Origin of the sequence: Enterobacter sp. CPE_E863 (assembly GCF_046521465.1) — a bacterium.
GTDB lineage: Bacteria > Pseudomonadota > Gammaproteobacteria > Enterobacterales > Enterobacteriaceae > Enterobacter > Enterobacter adelaidei.
The window spans coordinates 1-18,961 of sequence record NZ_JBKFZX010000002.1 but is presented as its reverse complement, the minus strand read 5'-3'; the positions used below and the strand labels follow the sequence as shown (position 1 = coordinate 18,961).

Annotated in this window: 15 protein-coding genes and 1 pseudogene; all 16 read right to left on the bottom strand. The window is 43.3% G+C overall.

Going from position 1 to position 18,961, the window contains the following annotated elements; genetic code table 11:
* Positions 1–7 precede the first annotated feature (7 nt).
* Positions 8–1,012: a ParB family protein gene (locus ACLHV8_RS22305; RefSeq protein ID WP_031942295.1), complete on the bottom strand. Its 1,005-nt coding sequence runs from the start codon at positions 1,010–1,012 to the stop codon at positions 8–10.
* Positions 1,009–2,262 (bottom strand): ParA family protein, encoded by a 1,254-nt coding sequence (locus ACLHV8_RS22300; RefSeq protein WP_001050364.1) that lies wholly within the window; start codon positions 2,260–2,262, stop codon positions 1,009–1,011. The genes ACLHV8_RS22305 and ACLHV8_RS22300 overlap by 4 nt, the downstream gene beginning before the upstream one ends.
* A gap of 1,128 nt (positions 2,263–3,390) precedes the next feature.
* On the bottom strand, positions 3,391–3,552 hold the full coding sequence (locus tag ACLHV8_RS22295; protein WP_001371949.1) for a hypothetical protein: 162 nt from the start codon (positions 3,550–3,552) through the stop codon (positions 3,391–3,393).
* A gap of 2,548 nt (positions 3,553–6,100) precedes the next feature.
* A pseudogene (locus ACLHV8_RS22290) lies at positions 6,101–7,099 on the bottom strand (AAA family ATPase); the annotation flags it as partial.
* A 39-nt stretch (positions 7,100–7,138) separates the two neighbouring features.
* A protein-coding gene (locus tag ACLHV8_RS22285; protein ID WP_121528277.1) for an IS3-like element ISSen4 family transposase occupies positions 7,139–8,259 on the bottom strand; the annotation gives its coding sequence in 2 pieces (ribosomal slippage) (positions 7,139–8,001 and positions 8,001–8,259; 1,122 coding nt in all).
* 68 nt (positions 8,260–8,327) lie between these two features.
* Positions 8,328–10,007, bottom strand: coding sequence for a TraC family protein (locus ACLHV8_RS22280; protein ID WP_410377054.1), 1,680 nt, complete (start codon positions 10,005–10,007; stop codon positions 8,328–8,330).
* Between the two features lie 8 nt (positions 10,008–10,015).
* A complete protein-coding gene (gene trhV / locus ACLHV8_RS22275) occupies positions 10,016–10,966 on the bottom strand; it encodes an IncHI-type conjugal transfer lipoprotein TrhV (protein ID WP_001022588.1) in 951 nt (316 codons plus the stop codon).
* Between the two features lie 9 nt (positions 10,967–10,975).
* The gene (htdT, locus tag ACLHV8_RS22270) at positions 10,976–11,728 is read right to left on the bottom strand and encodes a protein-disulfide isomerase HtdT (RefSeq protein WP_182911723.1); all 753 of its coding nucleotides are present in this window, start codon (positions 11,726–11,728) and stop codon (positions 10,976–10,978) included.
* Between the two features lie 118 nt (positions 11,729–11,846).
* Positions 11,847–12,329, bottom strand: coding sequence for a hypothetical protein (locus ACLHV8_RS22265; RefSeq protein ID WP_000377632.1), 483 nt, complete (start codon positions 12,327–12,329; stop codon positions 11,847–11,849).
* 7 nt (positions 12,330–12,336) lie between these two features.
* Positions 12,337–13,692 (bottom strand): IncHI-type conjugal transfer protein TrhB, encoded by a 1,356-nt coding sequence (gene trhB / locus ACLHV8_RS22260; protein ID WP_000351841.1) that lies wholly within the window; start codon positions 13,690–13,692, stop codon positions 12,337–12,339.
* Entirely contained in the window at positions 13,682–14,143 is a 462-nt protein-coding gene (gene htdO, locus ACLHV8_RS22255; RefSeq protein WP_000521242.1) for a plasmid transfer protein HtdO, read from the bottom strand. Before htdO ends, trhB begins: the two co-directional genes overlap by 11 nt.
* Before the next feature lies 1 nt (position 14,144).
* Positions 14,145–15,416: a type-F conjugative transfer system secretin TraK gene (locus ACLHV8_RS22250; RefSeq protein ID WP_000592092.1), complete on the bottom strand. Its 1,272-nt coding sequence runs from the start codon at positions 15,414–15,416 to the stop codon at positions 14,145–14,147.
* Positions 15,416–16,204 (bottom strand): TraE/TraK family type IV conjugative transfer system protein, encoded by a 789-nt coding sequence (locus ACLHV8_RS22245; RefSeq protein WP_000783153.1) that lies wholly within the window; start codon positions 16,202–16,204, stop codon positions 15,416–15,418. Before ACLHV8_RS22245 ends, ACLHV8_RS22250 begins: the two co-directional genes overlap by 1 nt.
* A gap of 11 nt (positions 16,205–16,215) precedes the next feature.
* Positions 16,216–16,566 carry a type IV conjugative transfer system protein TraL gene (locus tag ACLHV8_RS22240; protein ID WP_001447770.1) on the bottom strand — a complete coding sequence of 117 codons (351 nt, stop codon included), beginning with the start codon at positions 16,564–16,566 and terminating at the stop codon, positions 16,216–16,218.
* Positions 16,567–16,583: 17 nt separating this feature from the next.
* Positions 16,584–16,937, bottom strand: coding sequence for a hypothetical protein (locus ACLHV8_RS22235; RefSeq protein ID WP_000423602.1), 354 nt, complete (start codon positions 16,935–16,937; stop codon positions 16,584–16,586).
* Between the two features lie 1,148 nt (positions 16,938–18,085).
* Positions 18,086–18,961 (bottom strand): RepB family plasmid replication initiator protein (locus tag ACLHV8_RS22230; RefSeq protein WP_000594611.1); only part of this gene is annotated, 876 nt, incomplete at its 5' end.

The window sequence follows — 18,961 nt, the reverse complement described above, 5'->3', positions numbered from 1 at the left end:
TCAATATTTATTCTGGTACTTTTAATTTTTCTTTTATGAACTCCTCTAGTTCCTTAATAAAACCCGCATTTATCCTATTGAATTCAAAGCGAATTTTTCTACCAGTATTGTTTTTACTGATTCTTGCATACTTATCTTTGTTATCAAAAGTAATAAGATCACTTGTTTCCCATTTTGTGGAATAAGTTTTTTCACAAACACTTTCCACAGATTGTGTGATTTTTTCCATTACAACTTTTTGAGCAACCTGGAGATCTCCAATGTCTAAATCTTTTGTTTCCTCTTTAACATTATCTATTACTTCATCTAAAGGAAATAGATTTTTTTGCACATATTTCTGTAAACGAGACAAGCGACTATAATAGGAGTTCGGGATTCCTTCATAATCCGGGAATAAAGAGATCAATGTTTCGTCAATACGGGCCGCCTGGATTCTTTTGGCTACCGATACATGACTAATCCCAAGATATGCTGCGAGTTCTTCATTAGTAGAAAATCCTTTTTCTTCCATTTTTTTGATAAATTGAAACCCAACTTCTCTATATGAAAATTTTCGAGATGTTTGTGCTGCGGATATAATTGAATTTATATCATCTTCGGTTAGTTCATCCGGAAGAACCCACAGGGGGAGATCCTTTTCTGCCTTTATACAGCAGAAACGTCTGCGACTTCCTTCTATTAATAAATAAACCCCATCTCTTTTTACAGCGATCCCTTCGGTATCGACCCCTCTTTCTTCAATCTGCTTAAGAATATCTCTAACAGAATAATCTGTAAGGGCTTCTTGATTTCGTGGGTTCGCTGGATGGACTAAGGTCTCCTTCTCCACTCTCTGGGCTGGAACAATCACATGTTCCGCTTCAAGTCTCCGGCCCTTATGAAGAGTGAATAACTTTTTTATGCGAGGTGCTGTTTTCAAACCCGCAAGACCTGAACGGTGACCGACTTCTGTCCGCTTTGGTGCGTTTAAATATCGAGATTTATCATTCCCGATATGTTGCTCATCGCTCATGCGTTAACTCCTTGCTTAGCTGAAAAACTTTTTATTTCATTTATAAATTGCTGATATACCTGTAATACAGATTCTTCTGCGACATCAAGCTGCTTTGCGGAACAAAGTTCCTCTGATTTTTTGATATCAAGCACTGTACGCCCTTTGGAAGCAGCTGCCTTAAATGCTTCAGAATTTTTTATGTTAGCGGACATCAAAAGGTCCTGAACAGTTCTGATTAATTTATCCAAAACTATTCTTTCATATGGACTTTTGTCATCTACATTGACAGCAAGAACTTTGAACCATTTTAAATTGTCGCCCTTACTTGGTGATTGTTTAAACCTTTCACTTATTGTAAGCATGAAGTCTGTAGTAGAGGCGTAATCATATTCACGTGGTGACACTGCGACAAGAATCCCATCGGCCGCTTCGTCAGCAGCCCAGATCAAAGGTGAATCTTCAGGTGGAGTGTCTATAATAATCAAATCATAGTTCTGCTTCAGTACCGGTAAGATAACTTCCTTGAAACGTAGTAACAAAGACGTACGTTCTTCTCTAGAACATTGCCAGTATTTATCTTTAAAACGAGCATCTGTCGGAAAAGCCGTTATTACGTCCAAGTTTGGCAGATGCGTTGAAAAAGGCATATTAGTGATGATTTCTTCTTCAGAGAATCCTGAATCTAAATATTTTTTATACTCAGAATTTTCTTCATAAATTCCAAGGATTGCATCAATTGCTGTAAGGAAGACATCATCTTCTGAGACACTTTGAATCATGCTGCTTCCAATCGAACCTTGTGGGTCCCATTCGATCATTAATACACGTGCATTGAGTTGTAGATCTAAAGCAGCTGCTACTGCTAAAGCTACAGATGTAGTGCTTTTCCCTGTACCGCCTTTATGATTCTGAGTAACAATAGCTCTGCTAAAGTAATGATCGCGGTACTTGGGATAACCCAGGGCATCCATTATTTTTTGAACATCCCAGCGGGTGTAAAGATGATTTTTGTTTTGATAAATAGGTGCACCAACAAGTTCTTTTTCTTCTAAGTCCGAAAGTATTTTATTGAACGTTACTCGTGACTTCCCAAAAAAATCAGAGAGATTTTTTTTATTCAAACAGTGGTTATAGATCAGTCTATCAACACCATCAACACTATCATCAGAAACAGATACTCTTGATGAAGCCATCAGAGATTCCTTTAGAGAAATCTGCTCGCTTTTCATGCGCTGACCAACGAGGGCGATCTTTTCAAGTAAATTCATGGTTATGACCTTTTTGCACTGAAAACCGACTTTTACGCATATATGTAAACTTTACGTATAATGCGTCCATTTCCTTGTTATGCGTACAATTCTATCCTTAGTTTCAATCTTAAGCTAATGTTTGTTTACTTTTTTATGATTTTTTGTGAGCTTAACTTGCAGATGTGAGCTCAGACTCTCTAGTCCATACCTAATGCACAACCTGTTTAAACCACGATTCTTGTCTCCTTCTCTACGCTTTGAAGTTAAGAGCTCCATTAATGAATCTTCACGCCTACCCTATTTCTTGCTTAGACCCTAAAATCTATCTCACCGGTGTGCTGATATACGTTTCCTAACTGTGAACCGTTGTCGTCAGTCCAGTCTAAAGATATGAGGTGTTAATCTCTTGAGGAGGCACACTACGAATTATGGGAGCAGAGTTAGCAACCTCACCCCGAAATGAAACCCAACTTAAGGAGGCAACCCCAGTGTGGAGATTAAGGGGGTTAAATCTGCCAGCGGCTGACAGTGTCCCAGCTGCTGCTCAGTCACACCACGCCCTGATTTAATCCCCTGCCCGGTATTGTAATGACCGAAAAAAACCCGTGCACTGGTGTCGGCAGACCGGCATGCATGAATATGACGTTAATCTGTATCAGCAGGCACTTTTCGCATAATGGGAGCAAGTGATAGCAACGCCGCCCAGAACGGAATGCCAACATCAGGACTGAACCCAAGTTTGGCGATTAAGGGGGTTAAATTTGCAAGCGGATGACAGTGCCCCCAGCTGCTGCTCAGTCACACCACGCTTGATTAAATCTCTCGCCAGGTCTTGTTTTGACCGAAAATAGCCCAAGCACTGATGTCGGCAGACCGGCATATAGGAATATGACGTTAATCTGTATCAGCAGGTACATTTCGCATTATGTGAGCAAGTGATAGCAACCCAGCCCGGAACTGAAGGCCAGCATGAGGACAGAACCCCAGTTTGGCGATTAAGGGGGTTAAATCTCACAGCGGCTGACAGTGCCTTCAGATGCTGCTCAGGCATACTACTCTCCCTGATATAATCTCCCATATGTTCTTGAGATCGTCGGAAATCGCCCATGCACCGGTGTCGGCAGACCGGTATGCAGTAATGTGAATTTAATCTGCATCATCAAGCACATTTCGTATTATGGAAGTAAGTGTTAGTAAACCAAAGCCCGCCCAGAACGGAAGGTCAACATCAGAACAGAATCCCAGTTTGGCGATTAAGGGTGTTAAATCTGCAAGCTGCTGACAGTGCCCCAGTTGCTGCTCAGTCACACCACGCCCTGATAGAATCTCCTGCCCGGAAATGTGATGACCGAAAAAAGCCCGTGCACTGGTGTCGGCAGACCGGCACGCAGGAATATGACGTTAATCTGTATCAGGAGGCACATTTCGCATTATGGGAGCAAGCGATAGCAACCCAAGCCCAGAACTGAAGGCCAGCATCAGGACAGAACCCCAGTATGGCGATTAAGGGGGTTAAATCCGCCAGTGGCAATAAGATCCCGAGCGGTGTTTAAGAAATATTTCCCGAAGGACAATCTTCCGCTCGTACGATGAATATAGTGTTCAACCCGGGAGAGGGATCACTTAACCTGCTTAGCCTAAATCTTACGTCATTCTCTAAACGGAGTTTAAGCTTAATGGTCCTGAGAAAGTTAAAAGGACTACCCATAATGACGGTTTGAGATGGCGAATAAGGGTTTTTTCTGCCAGCGGCTGACATTGCCCCAGCTTCTGCTCAGTCACACCACGCCTGATTAAATCTTCCGCCAGGTCTTGTTATGACCGAAAATTGTCCGTGCACTAGAGTCGTAAGACCTGCATACAGGAATGAGGCGTAAATCTTTATCAGGTGGCAAGGTTCGCATCATGGGAGCAAGGGTCTTGAACTGGAGGTTAACATCATAAAATCCCAGATTGGCGATTAAGGGTGTTAAATCTGACAGCGACTGAAAGTGCCTTCAGATGCTGCTCAGGTATATTACACCCTGAAAAAATCAAGCATCTGTGCTTGCGAATATCGGAAAAGGCCATGCACCGGTGTCGGCAGACCGGCATGGGCAATGAGACGTTAATCTGTATCAGCTGGCGCATTTCGTATCATGGGAACAAGTGTTAGCAACCCTCTCCAGGACGGAAGGACACTATCAGGACTGATCCCAGTTTGGCGATTAAGGGGGTTAAATCTGCCAGCGGCTGACAGTGCCTTCTGATGCTGCTCAGACATACTATGCACAGATATAATCACCCGTCCGTCCTTGTGATTATCGGAAAAGGCCATGCACCGGAGTCGGCAGACCGGTATGCAGTGATGTGACTTTAATCTTTATCAGCAGGCGCATTTCGTATTAAGGGAGCAAGTGTTAGCAACCCTGCCCAGGACGGAAGGACACTATCAGGACTGAACGCCAGTTTGGCGATTAAGGGGGTTAAATCTGCCAGTGGCTGACAGTGCCTTCTGATGCTGCTCAGACATACTATGCACAGATATAATCACCCGTCCGTCCTTGTGATTATCGGAAAAGGCCATGCACCGGAGTCGGCAAACCGGTATGCAGTGATGTGACTTTAATCTTTATCAGCAGGCGCATTTCGTATTAAGGGAGCCAGTGTTAGCAACCCTGCCCAGGACGGAAGGACACTATCAGGACTGAACGCCAGTTTGGCGATTAAGGGGGTTAAATCTGCAAGCGGATGACAGTGCCCCAGCTGCTGCTCAGTCACACCACGTCCTGATAAAATCTCCTGCCCGGTAATGTGATGACCGAAAAAAGCCCGTGCACTGGTGTCGGCAGACCGGCACGCAGGAATATGACGTTAATCTGTATCAGCAGGTACATCTCGCATTAGGGAGCAAGTGATAGCAACCCCGCCCAGAACTGAAGGCCAGCATGAGGACAGAACCCCAGTTTGGCGATTAAGGGGGTTAAATCCGGCAGCGTGAGTAAGTGCCCGTGCTGTGTTAAAGAAATATTCCCTAAGGACAATCTTCCGCTCGGCCTTTTGTATAAAGTTGTCACCCCGGGAGCGGGGATCACTTTACCTGCTTAGCCTAAATCTTACGTCAATCGCTATCCGGAATTTTAGCTTAATGGTCCTGAGCAAGTTAAAAGGGCTACCCATAATGACGTCCCCAGATGGTGATAAAGGAGTTAATTCCGCCTTCGGCTTACAGTGCCGCAGCTGCTGCTCAGCAACACCACGCCCTGATTAAATCTCCCGCCTGTCCTTGTGATGACCAAAAATAGTCCGTGCACTGGCGTCGTAAGACCGGCATACAGGAATGAGGCGTTAATCTTTATTAGGTGGCAGGATTCGCATCATGGGAGCAAGGGCCCTAGAACTGTAGACTAACATTAGAAAATCACAGTTTGGCGATAAAGGGGGTTAAATAAGTTAAAAGTCTTCGGTGAGCAAATTGGATAAATTTTCAGAAACCAAACCGTTAATAATAAACTTTTAGAAGAATGATTAAAGGATATTAAGTTTTGTATGCAAAATGACACCAGTGATCTGTTTTCACTAATAATGCCGCGCTACTTTGATTACCTTTGGTAAACAAAAATGTAATTTACGTGATTTTCATCTTATAATGTCAGTATTGAAGTTATAAATTTTGTTTACTTAATGCGTACACAACCTAACTGCGATTTGTATTTATGTCACTGTTTTTACACCACATTAATTATAAAACCAAAATTTGCAGCACAGTGATGAACTCATTAAGTCACAACCTCATTTGTTTACTTAAGGCATACAATAAAAAACCAGATTCTTATGAGACATCTGGTTTAATTATTTTTGCTTGAAGATATTTACTCTACGCGGCCAAACCCGCTGCTACTTCTTGAGCATAGAGAATTTCTATTGCCTCGCCATAGCTACAATTCTCGCGGCTTTGAATTTCCCATAATTTACTCCTGTCAGCACTATCCGTAGTAAAACAAAGCTCCATTTTCCGGTCTACGTATAACCGACAGATCTCTTGGAAGTTTTCGAACCTGACTAACATCTCTGAAAACACCTTTTTGACTGTACGAATATTTTTCATACGTTCATATTCTGCATCTGAAGTAGAAAAATATTTATTAGCCTTCATTGCTTCAATGCTTTCTTTTTCTTGTTTCATGATTATCTTCCAAGGCGAGTTAGCAGTCAGGGCCCGGCCAACAGAAGAAGTAAAATAATCTTCAAACGACTGTGTGATACAGATGCCAGCGCAGTTTGTTTTCCTGAACCTACGCCATGCCGCTTCGAGGAAGGAAGAGAAGAATTGGTTTGATTGATTTCCGGCACCTGATGAATTATCAGGACGAATGTACTCCCATGCTTCATCAAGGATGAACAAGCGACGACGCCCATCTTTTTTGATGAACATTGCATGCTGAGCAGCCTGAATGATAGACATTAATACAACTGTCTGAAGGTGGGGGGTGCCTTTTAGCTCCTCCAGTTCCAAAACAATAAATCTGCTGTCGAAGTTGATTGGAGGCAACGTATCGGTAAACCGGTGCCCATAAATTCCACCTTCGCACCATGCTCCGAGTTGCTCCCCAATATCCTTTATACGTTTGTCTTCATGCTTCTTGCAACGCAGAGCAAAGCCGGTTATTGAACCGGTCCGACCTGATTTTCTGGATTCTTGGTACTCTTCTGCAATAAGCTGAAGCATCACTGATTGTTGATAATCATCGATAAGGCCTTTCTCTGAAGCCATAATTTTTAGCTGATTCAAAACCATTATGGTCTGAGCAACTTTGTCTTTTTCTGCATCGTTTGAAGTTGATTCACCGGTAAATTCAGGTGCTTCGTTAAATACATCGTCGTTATGACCTGCCCCCACGATTAGATACAACACTCAGTTAGTAACGTCGGAATCTTCATTCTCAGAATGACCCTTTCTCCAGCCCGCTGCAAATTCAGACGGTGTCTGATAATTCAGCGTGGAGTGCGGGCGGCATTCGTTATAATCCTGCCGCCAGTCATTAATAATTTTCCTGGCATGAACGATATCGCTGAACCAGTGCTCATTCAAACATTCATCGCGAAATCGTCCGTTAAAGCTCTCAATAAATCCGTTCTGCGTTGGCTTGCCCGGCTGGATTAAGCGCAACTCAACACCATGCTCAAAGGCCCATTGATCCAGTGCACGGCAAGTGAACTCCGGCCCCTGGTCAGTTCTTATCGTCGCCGGATAGCCTCGAAACAGTGCAATGCTGTCCAGAATACGCGTGACCTGAACGCCTGAAATCCCAAAGGCAACAGTGACCGTCAGGCATTCCTTTGTGAAATCATCGACGCAGGTAAGACACTTGATCCTGCGACCGGTGGAAAGTGCGTCCATGACGAAATCCATCGACCAGGTCAGATTGGGCGCCGCCGGACGGAGCAGCGGCAGACGTTCTGTTGCCAGCCCTTTACGACGTCTTCTGCGTTTTACGCCCAGGCCACTGAGGTGATAAAGCCGGTACACGCGCTTATGATTAACATGAAGCCCTTCACGGCGCAGCAACTGCCAAATACGACGGTAGCCAAAACGCCTGCGCTCCAGTGCCAGCTCAGTGATGCGCCCTGATAAATGCGCATCAGCAGCCGGACGGTGAGCCTCATAGCGGCAGGTCGACAGGGATAAACCTGTAAGCCTGCAGGCACGACGTTGCGACAGACCGGTCGCATCACACATCAACATCACGGCTTCCCGCTTCTGGTCTGTCGTCAGTACTTTCGCCCAAGAGCCACCTGAAGCGCCTCTTTATCCAGCATGGCTTCGGCAAGCAGCTTCTTGAGTCTGGCGTTCTCTTCCTCAAGCGACTTCAGGCGCTTAACTTCAGGCACCGCCATACCGCCATACTTCTTACGCCAGGTGTAAAACGTGGCATCGGAAATGGCATGCTTGCGGCAGAGTTCACGGGCGGGTACCCCAGCTTCGGCTTCGCGGAGAATACTGATGATCTGTTCGTCGGAAAAACGCTTCTTCATGGGGATGTCCTCATGTGGCTTATGAAGACATTACTAACATCGGGGTGTACTAATCAACGGGGAGCAGGTCAGTTAACAGTGATGTCAGTTAGGAAGGCAAAGGGATTTAGGGTGAAGTCAGGGGTTTTACCGAAATCAATAAATTGACTGTTTGTATATTGTTCCGCAATCCCCTGGTAAGAACGGCCCACGTCCACAACAAATACTTGAGCACCGTCAGGATCATCATCTGGGTATTCGTTTTCTAAAAAATGCTTAAATGTTGAGCGATAATGAACGAGGTTATTAGATCGCGGTCCAGCTCCAAGATAGTTATTGATTAGATATGCTGTCCAGAATGACTTCCCTGCACCTGACGTTGCACCAATAACCATGTTATAGCTTGCAGAAGTCTTGAAAATATCAAGTCCCATGAGTTGACCTTCACGAGAAACTAAACTCAGTACTGGTCTATCTGTATTACCTTTCCAGGGCCCAAAGATCGGTGTCATATGAGCCGCTCCGGTGTTGCTCACTACTTCGGAACGGTCAAGGTCGAAAATTGTCTTTGGGTCATTGCACATTGGCAGACATGACATAAATGACGGGAAAACGATAAAGGAATCATCTGCTACTTTGACCCGGCTTTCGAGGTAAAAGGATTTGAGATCGTTAGCTGCTGTCTGCACAGAATTGGCATTACTACCCATAACAGTGAAAGTAAGATACCCTCTTAAAAGCTTTGCGCCATCCTCAAGCTCGCGAGTTACGGCCATGTAGTCATTATCCATATCCCGCAGGCGAGGGCAGAATGTGACAACTGAAGGTATACTTGCCTGTTTATTAGTGATTGCTTTGTAGCGGACGTTTTCTTTTGACAACTTGAGCGGATCGGCAAACTGAACAGTCTGAGTGATCATAAATGGGCTGAAAATTGTCTTACGTCCATGCATCCAGTTAACTACTAACTCATACATACAACCGAAATTGACGTATTCAGGAAACTTTACAACGGAAAGTTGTTTGAAGTAACGATGCTCAGATTCGTCGTCACTTTGTGTGACTGATGAGAAATGATTTTCTGTGACTGTATACTTACGGCCGGGAACGTTAACTTGTTCATTAAGCCTTTTCATAGTGTTAACGTCTATGAAACCTTCAGCCCACCGGGAGTTCTTTCCGGGGTTTACGACCTTATCTATACAATAGAGCCAGTTTTCTGCATCGACCTTAAACGGATGCAATCCAATCGTAATTAACTTACTTACAAGTTCAGAGTAAAGTGAATCGATACGCGAATGTTCCAGCTCGGTAGGAAGGGCAGACTGTAAAGGAATCGATAGCGAGATCCATACCTGAAAATCCCTCAACATAAGGTTATCATGATCAGGTTTTAAAGGCTTATGCATACTTCTGTCGTAGTAGTCCAACTGATAACCATTAAGCAGATCTGCTTTAAGCTTATCGTTCCCAGTCATACGCCCACCTCGCACAGCTGACCAAGCACTAAGCTGTAAAGTCAGGTCTGGCAATGCAGTCAGAGATATTTGACAGACAGTATCTGTAGGGAAATCCATTTTGAACATTTCAGCAAGAACATCTTGCTGATTATCAAAAACTCCAGGGGATGGATTACAGATAAACATAAACCCTAATCTGTTGCCATCAATCAAAAAATAGTGAGTCCCTGCTAATTGATCGTAAACAGGGATAAACCCACCTAATTGATGGCGATTTAAACCGCTATTGTAATTATTGATAGCTTCCATATTTGACCTTACAGTTGTCTAACAATGCCGTTCGAAGAGACAGCTTTAGTTGCTTTTTGTTGCTGCTGCATATTTTCCCGGGCCGCATCCTGTACTTCTAAAGGAACTATGCGAGCTGGGTTTGAGGTCGAATTCTTGCCAGCAATCCATGTTTGCGGTTTTACGTTGACATAAACGTAGCCGGGAAGATTAAGCGCATCGTTATCATCGGTATAAGGTGCAAAAGTAATTCTCATTACTTTCCCCTGTTGCAGAACAGCAAGTGGTTCAGGAGCCACTACAGCTTGTTTATAACCTTGCGAACGGTATTGCTGGATCTGCCCAGGGTTGAGAGTCGGGTTAACGGGCTGGCCATTGTAAAGAGAGTACATATCCTTACCAGGGCTGATATCAGAATTAGGTGCAACGTAGCGTGGGGCATTTCCAGCAGAAACCGGATAGCTTGTTTGTTTAACGACTTCCGCAGCCGGATGAACGAAAGGGTTACCAGTTGAAGAGGCAGTGCTATAACTGCTAGTCATCCTTACGTTTGAATTAACCGGTACACCAGAAATAGGCCGTGGTCCAATGGATGAAGTAGGGGCACCCATTTTTAAAGTTTTATCGTACATGACAGGTAACTGACCAACTGGCTTAATTTCGGTTTTTGAATAAGCCACAGGCTGATTTTTAAGGGTAGTAGACTGTGGATATTTGACTTCCCCTGGAGGGCTAATTTCAGTTGGATAACGGCTGTCATTGACAGCCGATTTCTCCTTTCCCGATTCCGACTCTTCCCCCGCCAGTGCAGACAGATCATCTCGATTATTAGTTAACTCCATAACTTCGCGAGGACCTTTACAGATAACGCCCTTTTCAATGCCTGGACATTCGGATTCGGAACTACCGATGGAGCACCCCGTAAGATATGAGGATGTACCTACAACCAGAGCACTGAGTACCAATCTTTTGATGTTCATAAACTAGCCTTAATTTGTCTCAAATGGATTTTTTAAGAGAGGTTCAACGCTTTGGTTCAACCAGTAGTCGAAATCTTTTGGAATGCCATTACCAGCCAAACCATCCTGTCTGACAACTGAAGGTACACCCTGCAATTTATAAATTCCTGCGAGCATCAATGACGCTACCAAAGGTTCCGCCGGACATTCTTCTGCTTCTTTTTGAGAGAGCAATCTTTTTTCAATGTCGGATTTGCTTCCCATTAGCCAACGAAGAATATCGAGGTTGTTTATTTTTCCTTTTTCTTTACTACACCAGAGCCTTCTAAGCTCTTCTTTTGGCTCACCGGGTGAGGGAACTAAAACAATATCTATCCGATACTTGTCCCGATCTGCATAGAATTTCTTAACAAGTTCCATGCAACCGTCACAATCAAGTGTTATGAAAATGGCTGCTTGTCTTTTAAGCTTTGAATTTCCCAGAGGAATGGACGCTACAGTTTCCAGAGGGAAGGGGGCCTCATCAAGACTAATAAAATAGGAATTCCTGATTTCTTCTACAGTCAGAACAGGTTTACGTTTAATTACATCAACAAGGCTTCCCCCAGTAAGGGAGTATCGGCCATCGGTCGTTACTGCCATTAGCTGCGAACGTTCGTCCTGAAAGAGGTATAGCCCACCAGAAGGAATGTATATGGCATCCTTAGGTTTATATCCTTTCATTTTTGATAACACACCCGAGATCTGACTGGGTGAAACGCCACCTTCCTTTGCCTTTGCCATTAACGCAGCAGCATCACTATTAGTTAGGACCTGCTCTGAAGCATAAGTGACCGTATTCGCCATAATGGCGAAAGCCGCCATTAAAGGGAAAAGTAACTTTTTCACTATTGGGTGCCCTCTACTTCTTTGCATTATAAGAACTTGATTGTACCGCTTCAGAGCTATCTTCAAGTTCCATATAAGTGACGATTTCAACACTATCCGGTACAGTAACGGCAAGCGTTGCATCAATAATTAAATAGCCACGGTCACGGTAGATCTTCATTAATGTTCTGAAATATTCTTCGAATTGAGATCTATCATTGTCAGCAGTACGGCCTCCGTGATGCTTGAAAAATTCCTTACGTAATTCAGGCATGTCAAGCACTGCAATCTTGTACGAAGGCTGGGATTGTTTATTGAAGTAATCGTAAACATTCATAAAGCCTTTATAACCATAAATAATGACCAATACGGCAAAGGCGAAGAAAAATAAATACTTCAATATTTTTTCAATATCAATTTCGAAGGTAATTTTTTTTGTTGTCCTTTCTCGCACCATTTTTTTAGTGATTTCAGGTCCAGCTGATTCAGGCGATTCTTTTTTTTCTAAACTATCCATTTAAACCTCAGCGACTGGTCAGATTCGTTGGAATTGTAGTTCCGGTCTGAACGACAAATGTAATAGCTCGGCCAGGGCTAATTTCTACGATTGGCCACTGTTGTTCTGCAATTGCGGTGTAGTAATCGACGAGTCGATTAAGACCACCTTGAGCTGCACCAGCCCCGGCTAATGCCCCAAGTGCACCAAAATTAGGGGACTGATACTGAGCCTGTGAATTAGGGTCGATGTTAAGTGAAGATACCTTACTGGGACTTAAGCTACCGGCAAGTGAAGAAAGTCCACCGGCAAATGCAGCTCCTGCAATTGCGTTACCATTTCGGCTGATAAGCGTGCCTCGGATCCCATTTTTTCCGTCATTTTCACTTACAGCATATGCTTCCAGTTTTACGTCAAAAGCTTTCCCTTTTGAATTAACACAAGAGATAGAAGTGGCACGTATGTAAGCACGCTGTGACGCCAGATCACCAACAGCTGAACCCAGAAGGTTACAGTCACGCAAATCCATGGTGAAATTATTGGGCATGATGACATCTTTTTTAATACGCATCGTTACTGGCATTGGTTCTGATTTGGAAGAAAGGCTTGTAGGCGCTTCAAGCCCGGTAATCAGAACACCAGTGATAATAGATGTTGCCGGAAGAAACATTTCATCTTTTCGGGCAGCATGCCGCGCTTTGCTATCAACTGGCGCAGTACCATCACCTCGTACAGTCCGAGTTGGCGCTTTATCTCCTGCAATGACCTCTCTGCCTTCCTTGATTCTGTTTTCAGACACGGGCATAACCTGAATGACACCATCGGTACCATTAGTCTTAATGGAACTTTGTGTGATTGTTCTCATTGGGCTATTACGCGTAGGTGTGATAGAAGCGTAATTAGGGTTTACGCCATTAATCGGCGCATTAGCATTAAGCTGATAAGGAGCTGCCGGTGCCTGCTCATTAATCGTTTTACGCGAACTACCAGCATCCAAGTTACGATTGCCGTTTCGATTTGTCTGCATATCATTAATTTGCTGAGACAGCTGCTGAAGTTGAGAAGTTAAACTTGCAACTTGGGCTTTAGTTTCCTGTTGGGCTTTTTCTGCTTTTTCGCGGTCCTCTTTCGCCGCATTTTGGTCAAGTCGGTTTTGCTTAACCATTTCTTTATATACTTTCTGGCTTTCTTCATTACTCAATTTGTTCATTTGCGAATCATCTAACAACAAATTGGTCTGCATGTCTTTTTTCTGTGTTTTCTTTTCTTTCTTAACTGGTGTGGAAAAAATAGACTGGCTAATAATATAAACAATCACTACCAGCAGAGCGCCAATAACAGAAAGTCTGACGGTCTTATTTTCCCAGGCCTTTTTAATGTCCATGATTAGCTCCACTTGTAGGTTTCTGGAATCGTTTAATTTTTAGATTTCGTTCGCTGTCAGACATCTGAGGAACGATATAGGGTTCACCTGCTCTGGCCCAGTTTTCACGAACAGATGGATGATTCATTTCAGCTTTATCTATCTGGCTCGTTCTAGATATTTCATGTTTGTAATTAGGTTCCAAAACGTTACTTTTGTGATAGTCAAAAGCATTCTCCTCATTAATATTGCCCTCTCCTACAAATTTATCAATAAGAGTTGGATCGTTCATTATTACTGTCTGAACGGGAAAAGCGTTACTGCCATCTTCGATACTAATGGGTGCGTCCGGAACGATTAATACACTCCTTTTTGGTATATATTCTGACCTGTAGTAAAAGCTGGTTAAAGCAAATACGACAAAACCAATCACGGTGGCCCCAAGCAGAGCAGGCAAAGTAACTTTTCCCATATTATTTTCTGATTAGACTTGGTCTGGTTGTAACCCGGGCCTCGCGTTCCTTGAACAATTTATCCCGGACTATGTAAAGCTCTGTTTCTTCTCCCGGTTGCAGGTATGCTTTATCAAATAAAGCACTTGCAATAACGCCTTCTGCCATACACTGCTGATCAGCAACGATTTGACCGTATGGTTTATCGTTTTTCACAAGAATTACATCAATAAGTTCACGTGAGCCAACCAGTCTCTGACCGAGCTTTGCATACATATTAAAGTTACATGGTGACTGCTCTGGCGCAGGAATACGAGAAAGTCGGTCCTGTTGTAAACTGAATCCTGAAGGGACCTCACCAAGAGCCACAGGAGTCAATAAATCAATGATTCTTTGTTTATGATCGTCTTGTTTTGGATCCGTTGGAGCCAGTTCTTCTGACTGGGAGCGGGCCAACATTTCCTCATAGTTTTGCTTATCCAATGAGGTTTCACGTTTGGCTTGCATAGATGGGCTTAAAGATGTAGTAACTGAAATCATCGCACCGGGAACATCAAGCGGTACCAGGGTCAGGTTATAGGTCGATTCAGGTACCTGATCTTCAGACAACATAATCCCGATTGGTTTATCGGTATTAGTTGAAATAAAGACATCGCCACCATTAACAAATATGCTTGCCTCTTCAGCAGGGGTAGAAGTACTGACAGAAGCATTCTTGAAGCTGGTCGATATTCTGTTTTGAAGTCCTCGTGAAACTGGCAGTACCACATTCCCACCAGGCGGCACATTTACACGCTGAACTTCTTTATATCGGTTACGAGCTTCGACATAAAGTTCATCGGCTTTTGACGTGGCGGTCGCATTGGTTGCATTCTGCTGGGAAGAGGTACCTGTTGGTCTCCCATAGCTATCAATTGCACCAGATCGGGTCTGTGCGTCAAATCCGGGGAGACTAGGATTATTTGATAATGCTCCAGTAATAGCGCTTACCGCAGGCGAAGCATTGCTGGCTGGGGAAAGTTGCACGGTAGGGAGATCAGTTGTAGGTTTTTGTCCCTGCGCATTACCGGCTTCACTAAGGTTTGTTTGTGCACCTGACTGTTCAGAACCAGCTTGACCCGGAATAATGGCTTTTGCAGCTCCATTCTGAAATCCGTCAGCACCAACTGGCATTACAACCGGGTTATTAATTGTTGCTGGCAATTGGTATTCTTCAGCGATTACGCAGTTCGAAGTCGTGAGCATGATCAATGCTGTAATTGCGTTGAAGCCTAAGCCCTTTTTTTTAATCATCACTTGTTACCTGTAGACGGTGGCGGATTATCCAGCGTTGCCAGTTGCTCTTTGCCGTTTATCGTAATTTTTTTAATATTCGGTGTTCCGGAATATTGATTTACATATGCAATTCTTGGGCGACCATTTTTCATCCCGAGAACCCATTCATAAGTCCATTTCGATGATTCAGTTTTGTCCGGAACATTTACAAGTCGAGTCGTTTTGGTACCCCAGACATAGACCATGTCATTTTTTGGATCAAAGTAAATATCATTAGGCTTAAAGGTCTGCTCAACACCACGAGCCTGCATGATATTTATCTGCTCCTGTAAAGACTCACTCGTTTTAGCCTGTAGTTCAGGTGAAAGGGCATCGAGGACATAGGCCGTCACAAAGGAAATATTAGTTGGATTAATATTCCCTAAAAGGGTACTAAAAAAGAGAGCCCATTGTGTTTTATAAGATTCCGATGCTTTGTTACCAACAACCGTGATCTCTTCATTCATGTTTGGAGGGGTAACAATCGTCACTGGGTCAGTGAAAAAAAGAATCTTTGCAACCAATAACCCAATGACGGCTATTGAAACAGTATTAATGCGGATAAGTTTTGTATCACGATTAATCAGGGCGCTGTATGTAATTCCAGCACCTGACGCTTCAGCTTGTGGGCTAAATCGTTTTTTAATGTCCAAAAAACGTCCCTTAGCACTTTCATCTTTCTTTACGTATGACTGTTCAAGATCACCGTTTTCATCCTTTTTAGATTTTTTGAAAAAAGGGATGTTAATGCCACTTAGCATTTTCATTCATAGCTCCATCAAGAATACAAATCTCTGATAAATGGATCGTTGAAATAACGGCTACTAAAAACTGCTTTACCTGGCAAAAAACCGAGCCACCAGAGTTTGTGTTTTAGCAATCCTCTTATTCCTGACTCAGCTGCTTTGTTATACGCAATCCAATACACAACCGCTGCTACAACAGAAAACCCGAAGCATTCGAAGATATTCCCAAATGCAACCAGAATGAATGCAAGCCCTAATTTTTTGGCATCCCAAAACAAAATCAGTAGAGGCATGTTGATCCTGAAAGGGAATCTATAGGTATGCTGAGGAACGTCGTTCTGCTTACTCATTAAAAATCCAGAGAGGGGGATGAACCCCCTCATGCATGATTAACAATAAATTACAGCGGTACGCCAGCATCCATAAAGGTGCTGATAATTTTCTCGCCGTTGGCCATTACCAGCATCATGAATAATGAAACCAGTGCCAGGCCCGGGTTAGGCTTAAGGACAGAGAAATATACGCTTGAGATCAACATCGCGGCTGCCAGAATTTTGCCCGGAGCTCCAGTCATACTTTCACTCATGTATGACCAAATATCTCCCAGTGCCCCATCATCTGAACCCGCATATGCCAGACCGCAAAAAAGCACGGTCAGCAGAACAAACAAAATCACTTTTGCGCTTTTTGTTTTAAAAAGTGCAGCCGTGTTAGATTTCTTTTCACTAAGGCCAATATTTAAAGAAAGTTCCATAATTACTCCGTGTAGATTTGAGTTCACGTAAACGCGAATGAATAATACTTTTTTATTCCGATCCTTCCGTTCGCATAAACCCCCTTTTTTTAACGTTTAGCTATTGGTGAATTTTTAAGCAAAGGGCCTAAAGCATAATCTTTGAAAGGTACCAGTGAACGCTTAGTAAAAGTTTGAAAGAGGGGAGGGGGTAAGATTACGTTAAGCTCAATCCTGAAGCTGATGAGACTCCTCAAGCATAAAAGTCACTTTTGATGGTTTGAAAAGCTCTAACTAGATATCGGGCAGGTAACTAAGCTTCATATCTAATCTTTTTTGTTCCCTTATTATCTATCTCTTGATTCTGAGAAGGCCGCATATCACTGTGCTCCCTGGTTCGGCAACTATCAGTTGGAGAAACTACATACAATCCTCGGGCCGGTGCGTCATTCATCTAAATGCCTTTTACACCTCTGGGCGTGAGTGGGACTTTGTCTTGTCCATACGAACATCATTCATTCGAATGCTTTTGGCCAATGCTATTTAAGCAAATGCTTTCTGGCTGAGTCCTTTTGCGAATGAGTCTTTGATATAACTGCATGAATTTTGGGTTGTTTGGTGTACTAACAAAACAAAGGCATTTCTTTGAATGCCATTGGAGTTGTGATGCTTCTGATATTTTTTTGATCTCATATCAAGCACATAGTCCTTCTGATGCCCAATGTCATAGATGTCTTGGACCATTCTCGCTCTTAACAAAGCTGAACTGTGTGTCATTCGACCTAATGCCATTCACCAAAATGCCTTTTTATACCACTGCATAGCTATGCTCGGGATACAGTGGCAAACAAAAGCATTTCAATGAATGAATTTTTGGGATACCGACATCAAAAGCATTTGTATGAATGTAAGAGGCGTAATCCACAAAAGGCATTCACGTGAATAGAGTGCGCACGAAACCATCTTGCTCAACGGCATTTAATGAATGGGCTAGCATGTACGCTTGAGTCAGAAAGGCATACAGATGAATAGTCAGGAGTTCGTTTGAAAAGTTACTTTTTTGCACATTAAGCCGAGATGTAAGACCAGTAGTAAAAGAAGCACTAAGCATAGCACTGATAAATAACTTATTTTTCAGCAGGTTATAACCAGTGCATACCAGATAGCTTTCAACCTTGTTTGGCAAGGGCCAGCTTAGGGCTTCTTTTGAAGATCTGAAATTGTATGTCGCGACCTTTCTTAACTTCTTGATAATCGAGATATCCGATAGATTCAAGTTCCCGCATTGCTTTACGAATTATCTGGTTTTGCGTACGAATAGGGGTTGTAAGAAGCAACCTTTCCCTCAACCGTTTCATATTAACGAACAACGTACCAGCTGGCATTGCTTCAAAATAAATATAGAGAGATTGCGCAGCTTCTTTTTTAGCCAAAATGTATAGAACCTGAAGGCTTAACAATGTCTTATGGTCGTAACGATACAGTTCCCACATAGAAGGATCCCCAACCAGCTCAACAGTATCGCTTTTTGGATCAATCATAGCCTTCTGCACCAGATGCGTTACTGTGAACCGACCACTACGAGAGTCTGAGAAGGCAAGCACTACCGATGCAAGGTTCATTAATGACTCTTTAAAGCGCGCACGAGTTCGTTTGTTGATGTTTGTTGAACTGATACCACACATCTTCGCAAACTCGTTAAAAGTCAGGCTAATCTTCTCGGAAGTAAAACCATATTTACTGAAAGCCATGATGATCCCGAGCCAGCACTTAAAGTCGGTAGACATAGATAGTTTGACACCAGTTATCTTGATGTCGTCATAACCCTCCGATCTTGCAATTTCCATACACGAAAGCTCATCAGAGGCATCAACTTCAAAGTTTCGGTCGCGGTTTTCTTTTGTGCCGACAGGGGTAAATACACTCAATCTCAGCAGGGCCACGGGCTGAACCGACTTGGACGAGTTAGGCGTCAGTTGATAAGTCTTACCTGATTCATTACTGGTTACGTCAAAAGGATGGATTAACTCGTTGTTTTTAATCAT

Bases quoted from the DNA above. Each gene is read 5' to 3' on its own strand.
- ACLHV8_RS22305 (WP_031942295.1), bottom strand. From the start codon at position 1,012: ATGAGCGATGAGCAACATATCGGGAATGATAAATCTCGATATTTAAAC.
- ACLHV8_RS22300 (WP_001050364.1), bottom strand. From the start codon at position 2,262: ATGAATTTACTTGAAAAGATCGCCCTCGTTGGTCAGCGCATGAAAAGC.
- ACLHV8_RS22280 (WP_410377054.1), bottom strand. From the start codon at position 10,007: ATGGAAGCTATCAATAATTACAATAGCGGTTTAAATCGCCATCAATTA.
- trhV (WP_001022588.1), bottom strand. From the start codon at position 10,966: ATGAACATCAAAAGATTGGTACTCAGTGCTCTGGTTGTAGGTACATCC.
- htdT (WP_182911723.1), bottom strand. From the start codon at position 11,728: ATGGCAAAGGCAAAGGAAGGTGGCGTTTCACCCAGTCAGATCTCGGGT.
- ACLHV8_RS22265 (WP_000377632.1), bottom strand. From the start codon at position 12,329: ATGGATAGTTTAGAAAAAAAAGAATCGCCTGAATCAGCTGGACCTGAA.
- trhB (WP_000351841.1), bottom strand. From the start codon at position 13,692: ATGGACATTAAAAAGGCCTGGGAAAATAAGACCGTCAGACTTTCTGTT.
- htdO (WP_000521242.1), bottom strand. From the start codon at position 14,143: ATGGGAAAAGTTACTTTGCCTGCTCTGCTTGGGGCCACCGTGATTGGT.
- ACLHV8_RS22250 (WP_000592092.1), bottom strand. From the start codon at position 15,416: ATGATTAAAAAAAAGGGCTTAGGCTTCAACGCAATTACAGCATTGATC.
- ACLHV8_RS22245 (WP_000783153.1), bottom strand. From the start codon at position 16,204: ATGAAAATGCTAAGTGGCATTAACATCCCTTTTTTCAAAAAATCTAAA.
- ACLHV8_RS22240 (WP_001447770.1), bottom strand. From the start codon at position 16,566: ATGAGGGGGTTCATCCCCCTCTCTGGATTTTTAATGAGTAAGCAGAAC.
- ACLHV8_RS22235 (WP_000423602.1), bottom strand. From the start codon at position 16,937: ATGGAACTTTCTTTAAATATTGGCCTTAGTGAAAAGAAATCTAACACG.